Below are 18,455 nucleotides of genomic sequence, written 5' to 3' on the forward strand. Positions count from 1 at the left end.
CTTGTTGTGACATTAACAGTGTGTTAGATAAGGTAAGAAAGGATTGAAATAGTGTTAAAGAACTGTCGACGTAACTACATTATTCGTTGCTAGATAATGAGTCATTTTTAGGAATGATATTTATCTACTACCTTCTAACACTTTTAGGTTTTTTATTAATGTTTAAAGCAGGTATAGATGTCGGGTCGACCACTGTTAAAGTAGTCATCTTCGACGATAATTATCAATTACTATTTTCACGTTATGAGCGTCACTTTTCTGACGTCAAAACAGCAACTATCAAAGTTTTAAGCGAAGCCATTGCTGAAATTGGTGACCAAACAGTCAGTATTGCTATAACTGGTTCTGGAGGTATGGGCTTAGCTGATATAGCTAAAATTCCATTTGTCCAAGAAGTTATTGCTGCAACAACTACCGTTGAAAAATTCATCCCAGAAACTGATGTTGTGATTGAACTTGGTGGTGAAGATGCCAAAATGACTTTCTTTGGTGATACCCTCGAACAACGCATGAACGGAACATGTGCCGGTGGTACTGGTGCCTTCATTGACCAAATGGCTGGCCTCCTAAAAACAGATGCTAACGGGGTTAACGAACTCGCAAAGGGCTATGAAACCATATATCCAATTGCAAGCCGCTGTGGAGTATTTGCTAAAACTGACGTGCAACCATTGATTAACGAAGGTGCTCGAAAAGAAGATATTGCTGCTTCTATCTTCCAAGCTGTTGTTAACCAAACCATCGCTGGACTAGCTTCTGGTCGTAAAATCACTGGAAACATCGCCTTTCTTGGTGGACCACTCTTTTTTATGAGTGAACTTCGCAAGCGTTTCATTGAAACCCTTAATATTACACCAGAGCACGTTATTTTCCCTGAAAATCCACAACTCTTCGTAGCTATGGGAGCTGCTTTAGATCAAGACCAAGCTCAAATTGCTTTGTCAGAAATTATTCATAACCTCGAAAACAATACGTCAAAATCTTTAGTTCCTAAAAATACTCTCGACGTTCTTTTTAAAGATCAAGCTGAATTAGATGCTTGGCGTGCTCGTCATGATGAAGCAAGTGTTGAATACAAGGATATGGCGACTGCTTCAGGTCCTCTTTTCCTTGGAATCGATGCTGGGTCAACCACTTCAAAAGTTGTCCTTACTGATCCTGACGGAGCAATTCTCTTCCAGCACTATGGTAATAACCAAGGTCAGCCTCTTGAAAATGTTATTTCTATCCTAAAAGAACTCTATCACCAATTGCCACAAGACGCTTTTATTGCCCGCTCTTGTGTTACAGGATATGGTGAAAACCTCATCAAAGCTGCTCTTCACGTTGATTACGGTGAAGTCGAAACGGTAGCCCACTTTAAAGCAGCTAACTACTTCAATCCTGGTGTTGATTTTATCCTTGACATTGGTGGACAAGATATGAAAGCCATGAGTGTCCGTGATGGTGCTCTATCAAGCATTCAATTAAATGAAGCTTGTTCTTCTGGCTGTGGGTCATTTATCGAAACTTTTGCCAAATCCCTCGAATATGATGTCAAAGATTTTGCCAAAGTTGCTCTTCTTGCTAAGCACCCCGTTGACCTCGGCTCACGCTGCACAGTCTTTATGAACTCTAAGGTAAAACAAGTTCAAAAAGAAGGGGCTACGGTTGCTGATATTTCAGCAGGGCTTTCATACTCTGTCATCAAAAACGCCCTTTACAAAGTTATCAAATTAAAACGTCCCGAAGATTTGGGTGAGAAAATCGTTGTTCAAGGTGGAACTTTCTACAATGAAGCTGTTCTTCGTGCCTTTGAACTCGTCAGCGAACGCGAAGTCGTTCGACCAAGCATTGCTGGACTTATGGGAGCTTATGGCTGCGCTATTATCGCTAAAGAAAAATACGAAGATGAACTAGCCAACCAAGAAGCTACTCTTGAAGTTAGTGCGGTTCAGTAAAGGAGGGAAAGCATGACTGAAACATTATTGACAGCCAATCGCAACAAATCATCTTTGATGGGGCTTGAAGAACTCGATCAATTTACCACTCAAAAAGAATTCACACGTTGCGGCATGTGTGAAAATAACTGTGCTTTAACTGTTACCATTTTTAATGACGGTTCAAAATTTGTTACTGGTAACCGTTGTGAACGCGGAGCTGAAAAAGTCACTAAAATCAAATTCGACCGTAGCAACCAAAAAGAAAATCTGGTCGATTACAAATACAAAAAACTCTTCAAATTCAAAGCTTTGTCAAAACGCGATGCTGTCCATGGTATCGTCGGGATCCCTCGTGTGCTAAACATGTATGAAAATTACCCACTTTGGCATACTGTCCTTACTGACTTAGGATTCCGTGTTCAAATTTCACCAAAATCAGACAAACGTTTATTTGAAAAAGGAATTGAAACCATTCCAAGTGACACCGTTTGTTATCCTGCCAAAATGGTTCATGGTCACATTCAAAGTTTAATTGACCGTAAAGTTGATGCCATTTTCTATCCTAGTGTCATCTACGAGCAAATTGAAAATAGCAAAGCACCTAACCACTACAACTGTCCAATCGTTCAAAGTTATCCAGAAGTCATTGAAAAAAATATGGATCCGATTCGTAATGGCGACGTAAACTATTTCCACCCATTTGTGAATCTTGCTGACCACGAATCAGTTGTCAAATCACTTGCCAAGAGCTTTGCAGATTATGATGATATTACTATCGATGATATTCGAAATGCCGTTGAACATGGTTACCAGGTATTAGCTGACTTCAAAAAAGATTTACAAGACAAAGCTGATGAACTTCTTAGTCGACTAGCTCTTAACAATGAAAAAGCAATTGTTCTTTCTGGACGCCCATATCACCTTGACCCTGAAATCAATCACGGGATTGCTAATATTATTACGCAAGAAGGTTTCCACGTTTTAACTGAAGATATGGTATCAGGCTTAGAAGAGGTAGCTGGTCTGCGCGTGGTTAATCAATGGGTTTACCACTCACGCCTATACGCTGCCGCTAAAGTGGTCTCTAAAAATCCTAATCTTGAATTAGTCCAATTAAATAGTTTTGGTTGCGGACTTGATGCTGTAACAACGGACCAAGTCGAAGAAATCATGCGAGCTCACAACAAACTTTACACTGTGCTAAAAATCGATGAAGGAAGCAACCTCGGTGCTATCCGTATTCGTCTTCGTTCCCTCAAAGCAGCCGTTGAAGAACGTGATAAGAAAGCTAAAAAAGCCAATCTCAATCACATTTTCAACCAAGCTCCTCAATTCAATGCTGCAACTGAAGAAGAAATCAAAGAACCTGTCTTTACTAAAGACATGAAAAAACGCCACACTCTTCTTATGCCAATGCTTTCACCAATTCACCAAAACGGTCTTATTGAAGAAGCCTTCAAACAAGCCGGTTATAATGTTGTCATTCTACCAGCTATGGACCGTAAAGCCGTTGATGTTGGTCTAAAATTTGTTCATAACGATGCCTGCTACCCTGCCATCATTACCATTGGTCAATTAATTGAAGCTCTTCAAAGCGGTAAATACGACCTCGATAATACCAGTGTTATGATGACACAAACAGGTGGTGGCTGCCGTGCAACAAACTATATTCCACTCTTACGAAAAGCCTTAAAAGATGCTGGATATCCTCAGATTCCTGTTGTTTCTGTTTCTATGGGAAATCAAGGTACCGAAGAAACACCTGGTTGGAATATTACTTTACCATTTGTAAAACGTCTACTTATCAGTGTGCTTTATGGTGACCTCTTTGAACGTGTGCTTTATCGTGTTCGTCCATATGAAGCCGTTCCAGGTTCTGCCAATGCTCTGTATGAAAAATGGTTAGAAATTGCCCGTAAAAATGTCAAATCAGGCTCATACTTCGAGTTCAATCACAATATGAAACGTATCATCAAAGAGTTTGACACACTTGAAACCATTGATTTTGGACAAAAACCACGAGTTGGTGTGGTCGGAGAAATTTTAGTCAAATACGCTCCAACAGCTAATAACGACATTGTTGCTATCATTGAAAATGAAGGTGGCGAAGCTGTTGTTCCTGACTTGATTGGCTTTATGAATTACTCACTTTTTAACCAAATCTGGAAAGCTGACGAACTCAACATGAGCCAAAAATCAAAACGCTTAGCTAAGCTTGGTATCGATGCTATCAATCTTCTTGAAAAACCAATGAACAAAGCCCTTGAAAAATCTGAGCGCTTTGAAGGTATTGAATCCATTTACGATATTGCAAAAGGTGCTGCAAAAGTCGTTTCAATCGGTAATCACACCGGTGAAGGCTGGTTCTTGACGGGTGAAATGATTGAATTGCTTAACAACGGTGTTAAAAATATCGTTTGTTTGCAACCATTTGGATGTCTTCCAAATCACATTGTTGGTAAAGGCATGTTAAAAGAACTTCGCCGACAATTCAAAGGGGCTAATATCTCACCAATCGATTACGACCCAGGCTCATCTGAAGTTAACCAATTGAATCGTATTCGCTTGATGATGACAACAGCTAAAAAGATGCAAAAAGCTTCTTTAGCCAATTCTAAATAAATAAAAAATGAAAAAAGTTCGCCGAGAGAGTAGCGAACTTTTTTCGTGTCAAATAATATTAAGAGAACATCTAGTCGAGATAAGCGATGACTTCAATTTCTACCTTGACGTCTTTTGGCAAACGAGCAACTTCAACAGCAGAGCGCGCTGGGAAATCAGCTTTAAAGGCCGTAGCGTACACTTCATTAAATGGAACAAAGTCATCCATGTCGCTTAAGAAACATGTTGTTTTAACCACATGGTCAAAATCAGTACCTGCTTCTGCTAAGATAGCAGAAATATTTTTAAGGACTTGTTTGGTTTGTTCTTGAATGCTTGTACCAATAACTTCACCTGTTTCAGGTGACAAAGGAACTTGTCCTGAAGCAAAAAGGAAGTTACCAACAACTTTTCCTTGAACGTAAGGACCAATTGCTGCTGGCGCTTTGTCCGTATGAATTGTTTTCGCCATAAATTTTCACCTTCTCTCAAATAGATTAGGATTATTATAACAAAATATTCTGAAAATTGAAACATATTGATAAATAAAAATGCATTTATTTTCAAATATTTACAAAAAGGCGATTTGTTTATATAATAGAAGGCGTGCATAATCAAAAGTACTACTTTTGGACTGGTTCGAAAACTCCCAGAATAAAAAACTAGCTATCTATCAATTGACAAGCTCTTATAGAGCGTCTTTTTGAGTGGCTTTGTTTTTTATAAAACAAGGCTATTTTTTATTTTCTATAAAAATTTCTTGGGAAAGGAGGACAAAATGACCAAACAAAAAATTATTATCGATTGTGATCCAGGTATCGACGATACTCTAGCACTACTTTATGCTTTAAAACATCCTAATTTAGAAGTTATAGCGATTACCATTGTTGCAGGAAATTGCCCAACTGATCTTGGTATTAAAAATACTTTTACAAGTTTAGAGCTTCTCAATCGTCTAGACATCCCAGTCTACAAAGGTGCTGATACCCCTCTAAAACGCGACTATATTTCTGCCCAAGACACACATGGTATGGATGGCCTAGGGGAAAATGATTTTGAGCTCAAGCATACGCCTTGCGTTCAAGAAAAATCAGCAGAACAGTTTTTAGCAGATTACTTTAAAAAACCTCAAAACACTTCTATCATCGCGCTTGGTCCTTTGACTAATATCGCTAAAGCACTTGAGATTAATCCAGAACTCGGCAAAAACTGCCATCGTTTTGTCAGCATGGGGGGCAATTTCAAATCACACGGCAACTGTTCACCAGTCGCTGAATATAATTACTGGTGTGACCCTCATGCCGCACAAATCACTTTTGAACGCTTAGGACGTAAAGTGGAAATGGTCGGTCTTGATGTTACTCGTCACATTGTATTAACCCCAAACCACTTAGAATATATGAGTCGTATTAACGCTGAAATGACATCATTCATCACTAACATTACCCGCTTTTACTTTGATTTTCACTGGGAATACGAACATATTATCGGTTGTGTCATTAATGACCCACTGGCCTTAGCATATTTCGTTAATAGCGACGTTTGTTCTGGATTCGATGCTTACACTGACGTTGTAACAGATGGTATCGCTATGGGCCAAACAGTCGTAGACCAATATGATTTTTACCACAAGCCTAAAAATAGCACAATCCTAACGCAAGTAACCCCAACTTTATTCTGGCAAGATTTTCTAACCGTACTTTTAGATGCACAAAAAGACATCATTCAAAATGATCTTAAAAATCTACAGTTAGAAAGTTAAATTATGAAACAATCATCTACTCGACTTATTTCATTTATGGCAATCGCCATTGCTATTAACTACATTGGTGCAAACATTGCACTCTTTCTGCGCTTACCAATCTACCTTGACATGATTGGAACTTTATTGGTTGCTGTGGTCCTTGGACCATGGTTAGGTGCTGGTGCTGCTATTATTAGCGCACTAATTAGTTGGATGACAACTGATATCTTTGCTATCTACTTCGCACCTGTTGCCATTGTTGCTGCTTTTATCACTGGTTTCCTTGTTAAAGAAACAAGTAAATCAAGAGATTTAATCTGGAAAAGTCTTCTTGTCTCACTTCCTGGAACCATTGTATCATCAAGTATCACAGTGATTCTTTTCCATGGTATCACCTCAAGTGGCTCAGGAATCTTAGCACAAGTTCTACATGGTCTTGGCATTGATATGACAGCAAGCCTCGTCTTAGTACAAGCCATTACTGACTACGCTGATCGCCTTATCAGCCTTATCCTAGTATTTGCCATTATCAAATCTCTTAAAACCTTTGCACCAAACCTTGTGGCTGCTAAAGGGTAAAGACACATAAAGACCAGCTTTTAACAAGCTGGTCTTTTTATCTTATTTTAAAGTCTGGCAAGTAATTGAAGCAATTGCTTCGTGCTTTCCCAAATCCGAAAAATGCTCCTGCAAAATTCTGATAAAAAACGTGTTACAGAAAAATATCTCGCCTGATAGTCTGTCAACCGTATCAGAAAAAGCTTCTTGCCAAGCATCTAAATCATGCTTAACTAAACCTACTTGTCGTTTAATTTGTTCTAAGAGTGAATGTGAGACTTTTTTTAGGTCTAGTGTAATACAAAATGTCTTATCAAAAAAGGTAATTTTCGCGATATAAGTTATCATGTTAACCACCTCTCCTAAGGAGGATTTTAGCAAAGCTTTCTTAAATAAACTTAAAAAGCCTAAACTTAAAACGTTCAGGCTTTTTGTATTTTTTATTTCTAAGGTTTAATGCGGTGTAGCATACGTGGGAATGGAATAGCTTCACGGATGTGTTTAGTCCCAGCTACGAATGTTACCATACGTTCGATACCAATACCAAATCCAGCGTGTGGTACTGAACCATATTTACGAAGGTCAAGATAGAATTCATATTCTGATTTATCCATACCAAGAGCGTCCATTTTAGCAACGAGTGTATCGTAGTCATCTTCACGAACAGATCCACCGATGATTTCACCGTAACCTTCTGGTGCAAGAAGGTCAGCACACAAGACGCGTTCTGGGTTACCAGGAACTGGTTTCATGTAGAAGGCTTTGAAGCTTGCTGGGTAGTTGATAACAAATGTTGGTACACCAAAGTAGTTTGAAATCCAAGTTTCATGTGGTGAACCGAAGTCATCACCGTGTTCTAGGTGTTCATAATCAGCATCTTCATCATTTTCGTGTTCTTGAAGAAGATCGATAGCATCATCGTAAGAAACACGTTTGAATGGTTCTGCAATGTATTTTTTAAGCAAATCAACGTCACGTTCCAAGATTTCAAGGGCTTGTGGAGCACGGTCAAGAACACCTTGGATAAGAGCTTTAACATAAGCTTCTTGAAGATCAAGAGATTCTTCATGTGAAAGGAATGAATATTCAGCATCCATCATCCAGAACTCGGTCAAGTGACGACGAGTTTTTGATTTTTCAGCACGGAATACAGGACCAAAGTCAAAGACACGACCAAGAGCCATAGCTCCAGCTTCAAGGTACAATTGACCTGATTGACTCAAGTAAGCAGGTGTACCGAAGTAGTCTGTTTCAAACAATTCTGTTGAATCTTCAGCAGCGTTTCCAGACAAGATTGGGCTATCAAATTTAATGAAACCATTTTTATCAAAGAATTCATATGTAGCGTAGATGATAGCGTTACGGATTTGCATGATAGCCATTTGTTTACGAGAACGCAACCACAAGTGACGGTGATCCATAAGGAAGTCAGTACCGTGTTCTTTTGGAGTGATTGGGTAATCTTCTGAGTGACCTACAATTTTAAGATCTGTCACATCAAGTTCGTAACCAAATTTTGAACGTGAATCTTCTTTAACGATACCAGTGATAAGGATAGAAGTTTCTTGGCTAAGGTGTTTAATTGTGTTGAATTTTTCAGTTCCTTCTTCTTCACCATATTTTTCAATAAAGTTTGGTTTGAAAGCAACTGCTTGGAAGAATGCTGTCCCGTCACGAAGTTGTAAGAAAGCAATTTTTCCTTTTCCTGATTTGTTAGCTACCCAAGCCCCAATTGTGACTTCTTCACCAACATGATCTTTAACATCAATAATTGATACGTAATCTTTAGACATAATTCCTCTTTTCAAATATTACTCTGACACTTTTGTCAGTTTAATCTTATTAATTTTAGTTTTAGAGCTACTGATAGTAACGTGGTAAGTCATCTCCTTCTTACCTCCGTCCCAATTTTGACAATACGTTAAATCAAATTCTTGCTGACCAGCTTTTTTAACTCTTCCTGTAACACGACTGTAGCCAGAAGAACCTAGTCGATTATCTTTACTTGGATAAGATTGATAAAAAATGTCATCTAAACTACAGTTATTCTTATCCACGCCACTAGCAGTCCAAGTATAACCAGTCGTACTATTGCTAGCCAAGTCAATTTCAAAACGCATGCCTTTAGAAGTAATTGAGTAATCCCCCAGTTTGGTTAATTCTGGAGAATTTGGTTTAAAATGAATGCCAAGTCCAACTGCAACGATTCCTGAAAAAGCAACTAATGCAATAATAAGTTTTCGCTTTTTGGACATCTTATTTTTCCATAAAGGCTTTCAAGCGTCTTACGGCTTCTTTTAAAGTATCCAAATCAGTTGCATAGCTCAAACGAACATTTTCAGGAGCACCAAACCCAGCACCAGTAACAAGAGCAACTTCTGCTTCTTCAAGAATAGCAGTTGTAAAGGCAGTGACGTCAGTGTAACCTTTCATTTCCATTGCTTTTTTCACGTTAGGGAAAAGGTAGAAAGCACCTTGAGGTTTGATAACCTCAAACCCAGGAACTTCACAAAGCAATGGGTAGATTGTATTAAGACGTTCTTCGAATGCTTGACGCATGTCTTCAATAGAATCTTGTGGTCCTGTAAGAGCTTCAATTGCTGCATATTGTGAAACAGCAGTCAAGTTAGATGTTGTTTGGCTGATAACTTTTGACATTCCAGAGATAATTTCTTCATTACCAACCGCAAAACCAACACGCCAACCAGTCATAGCATAAGTTTTTGATGTACCATTTACAACAACTGTTTGATTTCTGATTGCTTCAGAAATTGATGAAATTGGTGTGAACTCATTTCCATTATATACCAAACGACCATAAATATCGTCAGCTAAGATTAAAACATTGTGTTCAACAGCCCAATTACCAATTGCTTCTAATTCTTCACGGCTATAAATCATGCCAGTTGGATTAGATGGTGAATTCAACAAAAGAACTTTTGTTTTATCTGTACGAGCAGCTTCAAGTTGTTCTACAGTAGCTTTAAAATCATTTGCTTCGGTTGTTGCAACTGTCACTGGAACACCATCAACCATTTTAACTTGATCGACATAAGACACCCAACATGGTGTTGGGATAATAACTTCATCGCCTGGATTAAGAACAGTTGTAAAGAAAGTATAAAGAATGTATTTTGCACCTGTCGCTACAACGACTTGATTACGATTAACTGAATAACCGTAGAAATTTTCCATGTAGGTATTAATAGCATCCTTCAATTCTGGAAGTCCAGAAGCAACAGTATAAAAGCTAGCTTTACCATTTTGAATAGCTTCAATTGCAGCATCTTGGATATTCTTAGGAGTTACAAAATCAGGTTCTCCCAAAGTTAGTGATAGAATATCACGACCTTGTGCTTTCAAGGCTTTGGCACGCGCACTTGCTGCTAAAGTCACACTTTCTTTCATGTTCAACACGCGATTTGATAAGTTTGTCATATGCCCTCCTTCTTCACGAGCTCACTTGTTTCAAAATTCACAAGATAATAACCATCAGTAGCTGTAACTTCCCAAATAGGGGTCTTACCATCAATTCCGTAAACGACTTTTGAAATACCAGTCGCTCCATTTGCTGCTGCTACTTGCTCAGCTTGTTTACGACTAATCCCATCATTTACAGAATAAACAAATACCTTACCATTGTCTTCACCGACAGCGACAATCTTCTGTTCGCCTGATGCTGTCGTTCCAAAAACACTATAGTATGTCTTAGAACCGTTGTAAAGGTCAACAGAAGACGTTTTAACTAAGTCAGCTTTTTCAATGGCTACTTGGGTCACCAATTTTTCTGCTCTCTGTCTTGGCTGTATCGCCAAATCCAAAACAGATGCAGCAGAAATCAAGAGAACTAATAAAATCAAGCTAAAACCAAGTAAATATTGTTTTACTGGAGTTAATTTTTTCATTTACTTCTCCCTTTTTGTTTATCCCTTTTATTATAGCAGAAAATTCTTTATTTCAGTGAGACTCTTTGAAAATTTTTGATGAGAAATGTAAAATTCTTCAGCTAAAGCATCACTAATTATTTTTCCGTACGATTTTGTTAAAATTCTTGAGTCTAGTAAAAGCACAGCCGAACGTTGATTTTCGCGTCTCATAGTCCTTCCAATAGCCTGTTTTAGTTTCAAAATCGCTAAAGGTAGGGAATAATCATTAAATGGTGACTTTGCTTGAGCAAGCAGGTGATTGCTAATTTTCTGAACGAATAAATCTTTAGGATTTTCAAATGGCAAACGTGTAATCACCTCAATCATTTTATCTGATTGCACAAAGTCTACACCTTCCCAGAACGCCCCGGTTCCAAGAAGAATGTGACTTTCACCTCGTTCAAAACGACGTTTAACATTATAAGCTGTTCCGTTTTTCTCTTGTGTTAAGTGGTGAAGTTCCATCTCATCTAGAAGATCAGAAACGTCAAGCATAGCTTTTTTAGAATTAAACAGCACTAACATCTGTTCATCCAATTGCCTGATCTGATAAATTCGCTCTGCGATTACTTTAGCGTACTCTTCATCAGAAATCTCAGCAACATTTGGCATTTCCTCATCAATCCAAATACGCTGTGACTCTTGCTTATCACGTTCAATGCTCATATAGTGATATTGCTCAAATCCTAGTAAATCAGCTAAGCTAACTTGAGGACTAATATGTAATGTTGCAGAAACCATGTAAGTCTTGCGTGTTTCCGGTAAAAATTCGCTGAAATTCAAAAGCTCATCACTACTTGCATTGAGGTACGTTTGACGCTTCTCATTTTCATAACTTGTCTCAAACCAAAAATCTGTAAATGGCTGTGCAAATAAAGCTAATACATCTTCCAAGCAAATGTATCGCCACTCAGGATTAATAGCCACTAATTCTTTTGCAGCTTGCTCAATACGATGAGCATCTTCTGTTGTCACATAAGTTTCTTGATGTTGATAAAAACGTGTGGCAAGATGACTTAATTGGAAAGACAGACTTTCAATTAAGCGTTTTTCAAGCGTTGGTAAAGCAGTGTCCAATTGTTTTTCAAGTTTTTGCACCAATTGCGTCACGTTAACACGACGGCGTGAAAATTGTTCCAAATTCAGAATTAATTTTTGAGCTTCATCGAAAACCAAAACTTTTTTAGCCGCAAAGGCTTTATCATCTTGGACACGTTCTAAAAAGTAGGCATGATTAATGATTAAAAGTTTGCTGTGCTTAGCATTTTCATAAGTACGTTTCCAGAAATCAACATCTTTATAAAGTGATTTTTCACTCAAATTACCATCGTGCTTGATCTGTTCAAAGAAAGCTTCAAAGCGCTGCTTTTGTCGAATTTCGTCTAAATCCCCTGTTAAGGTCTCAGTCAACCAAACAAGCAACTGCATCTTGTAGCGATTCACCAAACGATTATCACCTTCTCTATGCAAGCTTTCTGCAAAAGTATCTAGCTTAATATAGTTTCCAGGACCTTTAATAGATTGGCAAGGAATATGAAAGACCTCTTGAATTTGCTTAGCTTCATTAGCCATAATCTGATCTTGCAAAATCTTAGTTGGTACAGAAACAATGATTTGCTCATCTTGAACCATCTGCAAAAGAGGTAAAAGGTAACCATAAGTCTTTCCAAGACCAGCCTGCGCTTCTAAAAATGACACTTTGGATGATTGAAAATCATCTTTAACCATTTGAGCAAATTGGCTTTGTTTCTTACGGGCATCTAAGCCCAAAAGAGCCATATTAAGGTCAAAGTCTTCTGATAACTTACGCTCACTACCAATAGCCTTATCACGTCGTAAAATAAGACCTCCAACTTCTTGGTAATCTTTTTTTGACATGACTTTTGCCTTTTTAAAACTCTCTTTGACTAACATTCCTGTTTCAAATAAAAGATTATCTGCTAATGGTAATAACTGCTCTAAAAGTTCTTTTGGCAAGCTTTCCATTTTTTCTTTTAGCTTTAACAATAGCTGAGCTGTTGCATAAGCATCAGAAATCGCTGTGTGAGCATCCGTCAAATCAAGTTGTAAAACTTCTGCTAAATGACCTAGCGTGTATTTTTCAAGGGTCGGATAAAAAACTTGTGACAACTCTACCGTATCAACAAGCGGCGTACGCAATTCGTAGCCTTCTAAGAATAATTTTTCTGCTAAAAGATTGGCATCAAATTTCACATTGTGAGCAACAAAGACACAATCTGAAATCAAGTGATAAATCTCTTGAGCAACTTGTGAAAAATCTGGCGCCTTAGCCAATTGCTCATCAGTGATTCCTGTTAAATGAATAATGTGTTCAGACAAAGCTTCATGCGGATTAACATCCGTCTGATAAGTCTTCACAATTTGATTATTTTCAATAATGACAATGCCAACCTGAATAATTTCTGCCATTGCGTGGGCACCCGTTGCCTCCAAATCCACAACAGCATATTTTTGAGAATTAACTTGCATCATAACATATAGATTATACCATTTTTAAGACACACATTCACCTAATCTCAAAAATAAGATATTGAAAAAATCCCTTTTGAGAAAAGACATTATATGACTTTTAAAGACTTTTTTGATACACTTTTTCTATGAAGATTTATAGACTATTAAACCACGTTGCACGTGAAAATACTTACTTATTGGTCAATGATCAAGCTATCATTGTTGTTGACCCAGGTAGTGATACCGACAAAATTAAAGAAAAGATTACCGCCCTTGATAAACCTGTAGCAGCAATCTTGATTACTCATGCGCATTATGACCACATCATGGGACTTGATGTCATTCGTGATGCTTTTGGACAGCCACCAGTCTACATTTCAGAAAAAGAAGCATCTTGGCTTTACTCACCTAAAGATAACTTTTCAGGTTTAGACCGACATGCTGATATGGATGATGTGATTTTAAAACCAGCTGAACACCATTTCCAATACCAAGACGATTATGCCATTGCTGGTTTTCGTTTTCAAGCTCGTCAAACTCCCGGGCACTCTTGGGGAAGTGTTTCTCTAGTCTTTCCTGATGATGAACTGGTTCTTACAGGCGATGCTCTCTTTAGAGAGACTATTGGGCGAACTGATTTGCCAACTGGAAACGCAGAACAATTACTAAATAGTATCAAAACTGAACTCTTTAGTCTTCCAAATCACTTCACCGTATACCCTGGTCATGGTCGTGAAACGTCTATTGCACATGAAAAGAATTTTAACCCGTATTTTAACACACTATGAAAAAACTTAAAAAATGTCTACTCTACTTTTTAGTTTGTTTAACAACTCTGCTTGTTCTAGGCCTTGGTTTTATTCGTTATAAAACCTACCAAGCGCATCAAAGTTCTATGGCAGCTGCTAAATCCGCTGAAATCACAAAAGACTATCTACTCTTTGAAAGTAAAGAAAGCGCAAAAGCAACTATTATCTTTTACCAAGGTGCTCTCGTTGAGGAAAAAGCCTACGCTAATTTAGCAAATGATTTAGCCGAATCAGGATATAATGTTTACATCTTGAAAACACCCCTAAATCTACCTGTGCTATCGAGTAAAAAAGCTTTAGCCGTCATCAAAGAAAAAAACTTAAAAAATGTCTACCTCGCTGGGCACTCACTAGGTGGCGTTGTTGCCTGCATGAACGCTGATGCAGCCAAAACAGACGTTACTGGTTTAATTCTTCTTGCAAGCTATCCAAGTGAGAAAACAGACTTATCAAAAGACAAGCTAAAAGTTCTCTCAATCACAGCTAGCAAAGATAAAATCCTTAAATGGAACCAGTATAACAAAGCTAAAAAGAGACTTCCGCAAGATACAAAATACGTCAATATCTCTGGAGGTAATCACAGCGAATTTGGAGATTATGGTCACCAAGCAAAAGATGGAAAAGCAAGTATTTCTCAAAAAGAACAAGAAAAAGAAATTGCTACAGCTATTTCAAGCTTTATTAATTAAAAAACAACTTCTGAAAGTCAGAAGTTGTTTTTCTATGTTAAATTTTAAGATAACGTCTCATTGAAATAACTGAACCAAGAGATCCAATAAGAATACCAACTAAGAACATACCACCAATAATCATTGGAAGGAATGAATCAGCAGGGTACAATGTTAAACCTTGTACTTCAAATTGTGGATTAACTGATGCATAAACAGCTTTGTAAGCAAAGTAGATAACAATTGATGGTACAATTGCTCCAAGTAATCCTACCCAAGCACCTTCAAAGAAGAATGGGCCACGGATATAAGAATTTTTAGCACCAACCAAACGCATAATTTCAATGTCACGATGACGAGACATAATTGTCATGCGGATTGTATTTGAAATCAAGAAGATAGCTACGATAACCAAGAGAACTGTTCCGGCAAATCCCCATGTACGGATAAATTTAGACACTTTGAAAAGTTGATCCGAGTTTGATCCACCGTAATCGACAGATTCAACGCCTTCAATTTTAGAAATCTTATTAGCTATTTTTTTAACTTTAGCAGCTGATGTTGCTTCTACAACGTAGACATCTTGCAATGGGTTTGAGTCACCATCAAACATTGCCCAATCATCACCGTAAGTTTCTTTTAATTTGGCTAATTGCTCATCTTTACTTGAGAATTTGACAGATTTAACACCAGAAAGAGCATCAATTTGGTCATAAACTTGGTGGAAAGCATCGTTTTGAACTGTTTCACCAACTTCATTTGTTTTTGTTTCTGAGTTATCAGCTGAGTTAACATCCAAGTAAACATTAATTTGGATATTTTTTTCAATACCTTGAGCAATTTTCTCAACATTCATCAATACAGTAGCGAAAATACCAACCAAAGTTAAAGTAATCGCAACTGAACTAACTGAAGCAATGGTCATCCAAATGTTACGTTTCAAACTTTTAATGGATTCCCATAAGTGGCGGAAAAAGTTTCTAATCATTATATCCGTATTCTCCTTCCTCTTCATCGCGAACAATACGTCCTTCTTCGATAGCGATAACGCGATGGCGAAGATTATCAACGATTTGTTTATTGTGAGTTGCCATTAGAACTGTTGTCCCTTGAAGGTTAATACGTTCTAACAATTGCATGATTTCCCAAGAAATTTCTGGGTCAAGGTTACCAGTTGGTTCGTCAGCAATCAAAACCTTTGGATTATTGACGATTGCACGCGCAATTGCCACACGTTGTTGTTCACCACCAGATAGTTGATCTGGGAATGAACGCATTTTATGTTTAAGGCCAACTAATTCAAGAACTTCTGGAACACGTTTTTTGATTTCACGTGGTTTTTCACCAATAACTTGCATTGCATAGGCAACATTTTCAAAAACTGTCTTTTTAGGAAGAAGTTTGTAGTCTTGGAAGACAACCCCAATGCTACGGCGCAAAATTGGAATTTGACGTTTTTTCATTTTTGTAAGGTTAAATTCCCCGACTTTAAGTGTCCCAGCAGACACTTTTTCTTCGCGGTAAAGCAATTTAATGAAACTTGATTTACCGGCACCAGAAGGACCAACAATATAAACAAATTCACCTGGGTTGACAGACACATTAATGTCTCTCAAAGCAGTTGTTGAGCGGTGATACTTTTTAGTTACACCTTTCATTTCAATTAATGCCATTTGTATTTTCCTTTACGATTTTGTTATCCTAAAATTTTACTTTCGAGTTAATCAATACGCCATTTCAAGAAAGCGTCGATGAAGCCGTCAATGTCACCATCCATGACTTTATCAACTTGAGCAACTTCATATCCTGTACGGTGGTCTTTAACCATTGTATATGGAGTGAAGACGTATGAGCGGATTTGGCTTCCCCAAGTAATTTCTTTTTTATCACCTTTAAGAGCATCCACTTCTTGCGCTTTTTTCTCTTGTTCTAATTGATAAAGTTTTGCTTGCAACATTTTCATTGCGCGATCACGGTTACCGTATTGCGTACGGTCAACTGTAGATGCAACAACAATACCTGTTGGAATGTGAGTCAAACGGACACCGGTTGAAACCTTGTTGACGTTTTGTCCACCAGCACCACCTGAACGGAAAGTATCCATCTTGATATCATCATCACGAATTTCAACTTCAATCGTATCATCCAATTCTGGCATTACTTCGACAGAAGAAAATGATGTGTGACGACGTTTAGCTGAATCAAATGGTGAAATACGAACCAAACGGTGAACCCCCATTTCAGATTTCAAAAGTCCATAAGCATTTGGACCTTCAAAAGAAAGAGTTACTGATTTAATTCCAGCTTCATCACCAGCCTGATAGTCAAGGGTTTCAACTTTAAAGCCTTTGGCATTTCCATAACGAGTGTACATACGGAAAAGCATATCAGCCCAGTCTTGAGCTTCAGTACCACCTGATCCTGGGTGAATTTCCAAGATGGCGTTGTTACGGTCATAAGGTTCTGATAATAGAAGAGTCATTTCATAACCTGTCATGATTTTATCAAGTTTTTCAAGACTTTCTTCTAAATCTGCTTGAACAGAATCATCTTCATCTAACATTTCCAAATAAAGCTCTGTTTCATCAGAAAGTTCTTGCATTTGGTTAAATGTTTCGTAGGTTTGTTTCAAACCATTTAGTTCTTGAGATGTTTTCTGCGCTGCAATATTATCGTTCCAAAAATCTGGCTCAGTCATTTTGTTTTCAAGAAGTGCAATGTCTTCTTCCAAACGATCTAAGTCAAAGAGACCTCCTGAAGCTAGTCAACTTCTCTTGATTTTCTACTATTTTTTGGCGGATTTCAGCCACTTCCATGAGATAACTCCTTTATTTAAGATATTAAGTTCGTTAAACGAGCAAAGCAATTGCACATTTTACAAGACTCACTGATTAAATCTACAAAGGGCTAAACTTAACATCTTCTAAGCCTCTATAGATTTTCTCTACTGCCTTCTTATTTTAACATAAAGCCTATAAAATTGCTATTCGATACCATTAGTAGCAAATAGCTTTCATAGCCTATTGTTGATTCAATACGTTAACAGTATCACCCTAAGCTTCTTTTTCAATGACAAACGATGCTTCTGTTAAATTATCAACTAAAAGACTTGCCTGAGACTGATCAATACCAAACACTTTATCACGGATAGCAATCACTCTAACACCTGCTGCTACACCAGCCTGAATTCCTTTTTGACTATCTTCAATGATAACAATGTTTTCTTTATCGAATCCTAATTTCGCACAAGCAGCGTTGTAAATCGCTGGATTTGGTTTTCCTTCTTTGAAGTCATCACCTGTTAAAATATAAGTGAAAAACTCAATCAAACCACATTTTGTCAAAGCTCGTTCAACATCTTCTCGCACTGTATTTGAAGCAAGCGCTAAAACATATCCCTTAGCTTTTAAATCAGCTAGGACTGTTTTAGCATCTGAAAAAACTAACTGACTATAATCTGGTCGATGAACATTCTTATAAGCTGTATATTCTGCTTCTAAAGCTTTGGTATCGTAGTCTGAAATCTTGTCCCCAAGAATTTTTTCCCAGAATTGATCCATACGCCCACCTACGAAAAATTTTGGTGGCAAATGTTTAATCGAAATATCTTTACTTCCTAGAAATGCTTCTCTACGTTCAAAATAAAAATTCTCAGTGTTAAATAAAACACCATCCATATCAAATATAACTGCTTTAATCATAAAAGCCTCCCCGAACTATTCTATCATAAAACGTTGCAAAGATTTTCAGAAAGT

Annotated in this window: 15 protein-coding genes, 1 pseudogene and 1 riboswitch; of the genes and pseudogenes, 5 read left to right on the forward strand and 11 right to left on the reverse strand. The window is 37.7% G+C overall.

Annotated elements, in window-relative coordinates:
• The first annotated feature begins 158 nt into the window (after window positions 1-158).
• Window positions 159-4,544 (forward strand): annotated as a pseudogene (locus JG537_RS09825) (acyl-CoA dehydratase activase-related protein).
• Between the two features lie 70 nt (window positions 4,545-4,614).
• Here the strand turns inward: JG537_RS09825 and JG537_RS01070 are convergent.
• A complete protein-coding gene (locus JG537_RS01070; RefSeq protein ID WP_006532694.1) occupies window positions 4,615-4,995 on the reverse strand; it encodes a RidA family protein in 381 nt (126 codons plus the stop codon).
• A gap of 156 nt (window positions 4,996-5,151) precedes the next feature.
• A riboswitch (PreQ1 riboswitch) is annotated at window positions 5,152-5,195 on the forward strand.
• A gap of 106 nt (window positions 5,196-5,301) precedes the next feature.
• On the opposite strand from JG537_RS01070, the gene JG537_RS01075 reads away from it, so the two are divergent.
• A complete protein-coding gene (locus JG537_RS01075) occupies window positions 5,302-6,285 on the forward strand; it encodes a nucleoside hydrolase (RefSeq protein ID WP_199542547.1) in 984 nt (327 codons plus the stop codon).
• 3 nt (window positions 6,286-6,288) lie between these two features.
• On the forward strand, window positions 6,289-6,846 hold the full coding sequence (locus JG537_RS01080) for an ECF transporter S component (protein WP_132869783.1): 558 nt from the start codon (window positions 6,289-6,291) through the stop codon (window positions 6,844-6,846).
• 42 nt (window positions 6,847-6,888) lie between these two features.
• On the opposite strand, the gene JG537_RS01085 is transcribed toward JG537_RS01080, so the two are convergent.
• The 6 genes from JG537_RS01085 to JG537_RS01110 all read right to left on the reverse strand — a co-directional run bounded on the left by JG537_RS01085 (window position 6,889) and on the right by JG537_RS01110 (window position 13,244).
• Window positions 6,889-7,173 carry a hypothetical protein gene (locus JG537_RS01085; RefSeq protein ID WP_132869782.1) on the reverse strand — a complete coding sequence of 95 codons (285 nt, stop codon included), beginning with the start codon at window positions 7,171-7,173 and terminating at the stop codon, window positions 6,889-6,891.
• A 98-nt stretch (window positions 7,174-7,271) separates the two neighbouring features.
• The gene (gene asnS, locus JG537_RS01090) at window positions 7,272-8,618 is read right to left on the reverse strand and encodes an asparagine--tRNA ligase (protein WP_132869781.1); all 1,347 of its coding nucleotides are present in this window, start codon (window positions 8,616-8,618) and stop codon (window positions 7,272-7,274) included.
• Window positions 8,619-8,636: 18 nt separating this feature from the next.
• On the reverse strand, window positions 8,637-9,080 hold the full coding sequence (locus JG537_RS01095; RefSeq protein WP_158914234.1) for a protease inhibitor I42 family protein: 444 nt from the start codon (window positions 9,078-9,080) through the stop codon (window positions 8,637-8,639).
• A gap of 1 nt (window position 9,081) precedes the next feature.
• Entirely contained in the window at window positions 9,082-10,263 is a 1,182-nt protein-coding gene (locus JG537_RS01100) for a pyridoxal phosphate-dependent aminotransferase (RefSeq protein WP_132868938.1), read from the reverse strand.
• Window positions 10,260-10,730: a cell wall elongation regulator TseB-like domain-containing protein gene (locus JG537_RS01105; protein WP_132868939.1), complete on the reverse strand. Its 471-nt coding sequence runs from the start codon at window positions 10,728-10,730 to the stop codon at window positions 10,260-10,262. The genes JG537_RS01100 and JG537_RS01105 overlap by 4 nt, the downstream gene beginning before the upstream one ends.
• A 30-nt stretch (window positions 10,731-10,760) precedes the next feature.
• Window positions 10,761-13,244 carry a bifunctional DnaQ family exonuclease/ATP-dependent helicase gene (locus JG537_RS01110; RefSeq protein WP_199542549.1) on the reverse strand — a complete coding sequence of 828 codons (2,484 nt, stop codon included), beginning with the start codon at window positions 13,242-13,244 and terminating at the stop codon, window positions 10,761-10,763.
• Between the two features lie 125 nt (window positions 13,245-13,369).
• Between JG537_RS01110 and JG537_RS01115 the strand changes: the two genes are divergently transcribed.
• Window positions 13,370-14,011, forward strand: coding sequence for an MBL fold metallo-hydrolase (locus tag JG537_RS01115; protein ID WP_199542551.1), 642 nt, complete (start codon window positions 13,370-13,372; stop codon window positions 14,009-14,011).
• A complete protein-coding gene (locus JG537_RS01120) occupies window positions 14,008-14,721 on the forward strand; it encodes an alpha/beta hydrolase (protein ID WP_199542553.1) in 714 nt (237 codons plus the stop codon). The genes JG537_RS01115 and JG537_RS01120 overlap by 4 nt, the downstream gene beginning before the upstream one ends.
• Before the next feature lie 37 nt (window positions 14,722-14,758).
• On the opposite strand, the gene ftsX is transcribed toward JG537_RS01120, so the two are convergent.
• From ftsX to JG537_RS01140, 4 genes are all read right to left on the reverse strand, one after another.
• Complete coding sequence (ftsX, locus tag JG537_RS01125; RefSeq protein WP_199542555.1) at window positions 14,759-15,688, reverse strand: permease-like cell division protein FtsX; 930 nt, start codon at window positions 15,686-15,688, stop codon at window positions 14,759-14,761.
• Window positions 15,681-16,373, reverse strand: coding sequence for a cell division ATP-binding protein FtsE (gene ftsE, locus JG537_RS01130; RefSeq protein ID WP_074481476.1), 693 nt, complete (start codon window positions 16,371-16,373; stop codon window positions 15,681-15,683). Before ftsE ends, ftsX begins: the two co-directional genes overlap by 8 nt.
• 47 nt (window positions 16,374-16,420) lie before the next feature.
• Window positions 16,421-17,516, reverse strand: a protein-coding gene (prfB, locus tag JG537_RS01135; RefSeq protein WP_132868944.1) for a peptide chain release factor 2 whose coding sequence is annotated in 2 segments (ribosomal slippage) — window positions 16,421-17,443 and window positions 17,445-17,516 — 1,095 coding nt in all. Because the reading frame shifts where the segments join, the coding sequence is not laid out codon by codon here.
• 237 nt (window positions 17,517-17,753) lie between these two features.
• The gene (locus JG537_RS01140; RefSeq protein ID WP_132868945.1) at window positions 17,754-18,401 is read right to left on the reverse strand and encodes an HAD family hydrolase; all 648 of its coding nucleotides are present in this window, start codon (window positions 18,399-18,401) and stop codon (window positions 17,754-17,756) included.
• Window positions 18,402-18,455 lie beyond the last annotated feature (54 nt).

The organism is Streptococcus vicugnae, assembly GCF_016461705.1.
Lineage (GTDB): Bacteria > Bacillota > Bacilli > Lactobacillales > Streptococcaceae > Streptococcus > Streptococcus vicugnae.

Excerpts from the sequence above, each read along its gene's own strand:
- JG537_RS01105 (WP_132868939.1), bottom strand. The coding sequence starts at position 10,730 with ATGAAAAAATTAACTCCAGTAAAACAATATTTACTTGGTTTTAGCTTG.
- JG537_RS01085 (WP_132869782.1), bottom strand. The coding sequence starts at position 7,173 with ATGATAACTTATATCGCGAAAATTACCTTTTTTGATAAGACATTTTGT.
- JG537_RS01070 (WP_006532694.1), bottom strand. The coding sequence starts at position 4,995 with ATGGCGAAAACAATTCATACGGACAAAGCGCCAGCAGCAATTGGTCCT.
- JG537_RS01115 (WP_199542551.1), top strand. The coding sequence starts at position 13,370 with ATGAAGATTTATAGACTATTAAACCACGTTGCACGTGAAAATACTTAC.
- ftsE (WP_074481476.1), bottom strand. The coding sequence starts at position 16,373 with ATGGCATTAATTGAAATGAAAGGTGTAACTAAAAAGTATCACCGCTCA.
- JG537_RS01140 (WP_132868945.1), bottom strand. The coding sequence starts at position 18,401 with ATGATTAAAGCAGTTATATTTGATATGGATGGTGTTTTATTTAACACT.
- JG537_RS01075 (WP_199542547.1), top strand. The coding sequence starts at position 5,302 with ATGACCAAACAAAAAATTATTATCGATTGTGATCCAGGTATCGACGAT.
- ftsX (WP_199542555.1), bottom strand. The coding sequence starts at position 15,688 with ATGATTAGAAACTTTTTCCGCCACTTATGGGAATCCATTAAAAGTTTG.
- JG537_RS01120 (WP_199542553.1), top strand. The coding sequence starts at position 14,008 with ATGAAAAAACTTAAAAAATGTCTACTCTACTTTTTAGTTTGTTTAACA.
- JG537_RS01100 (WP_132868938.1), bottom strand. The coding sequence starts at position 10,263 with ATGACAAACTTATCAAATCGCGTGTTGAACATGAAAGAAAGTGTGACT.
- JG537_RS01110 (WP_199542549.1), bottom strand. The coding sequence starts at position 13,244 with ATGATGCAAGTTAATTCTCAAAAATATGCTGTTGTGGATTTGGAGGCA.
- asnS (WP_132869781.1), bottom strand. The coding sequence starts at position 8,618 with ATGTCTAAAGATTACGTATCAATTATTGATGTTAAAGATCATGTTGGT.
- JG537_RS01080 (WP_132869783.1), top strand. The coding sequence starts at position 6,289 with ATGAAACAATCATCTACTCGACTTATTTCATTTATGGCAATCGCCATT.
- JG537_RS01095 (WP_158914234.1), bottom strand. The coding sequence starts at position 9,080 with ATGTCCAAAAAGCGAAAACTTATTATTGCATTAGTTGCTTTTTCAGGA.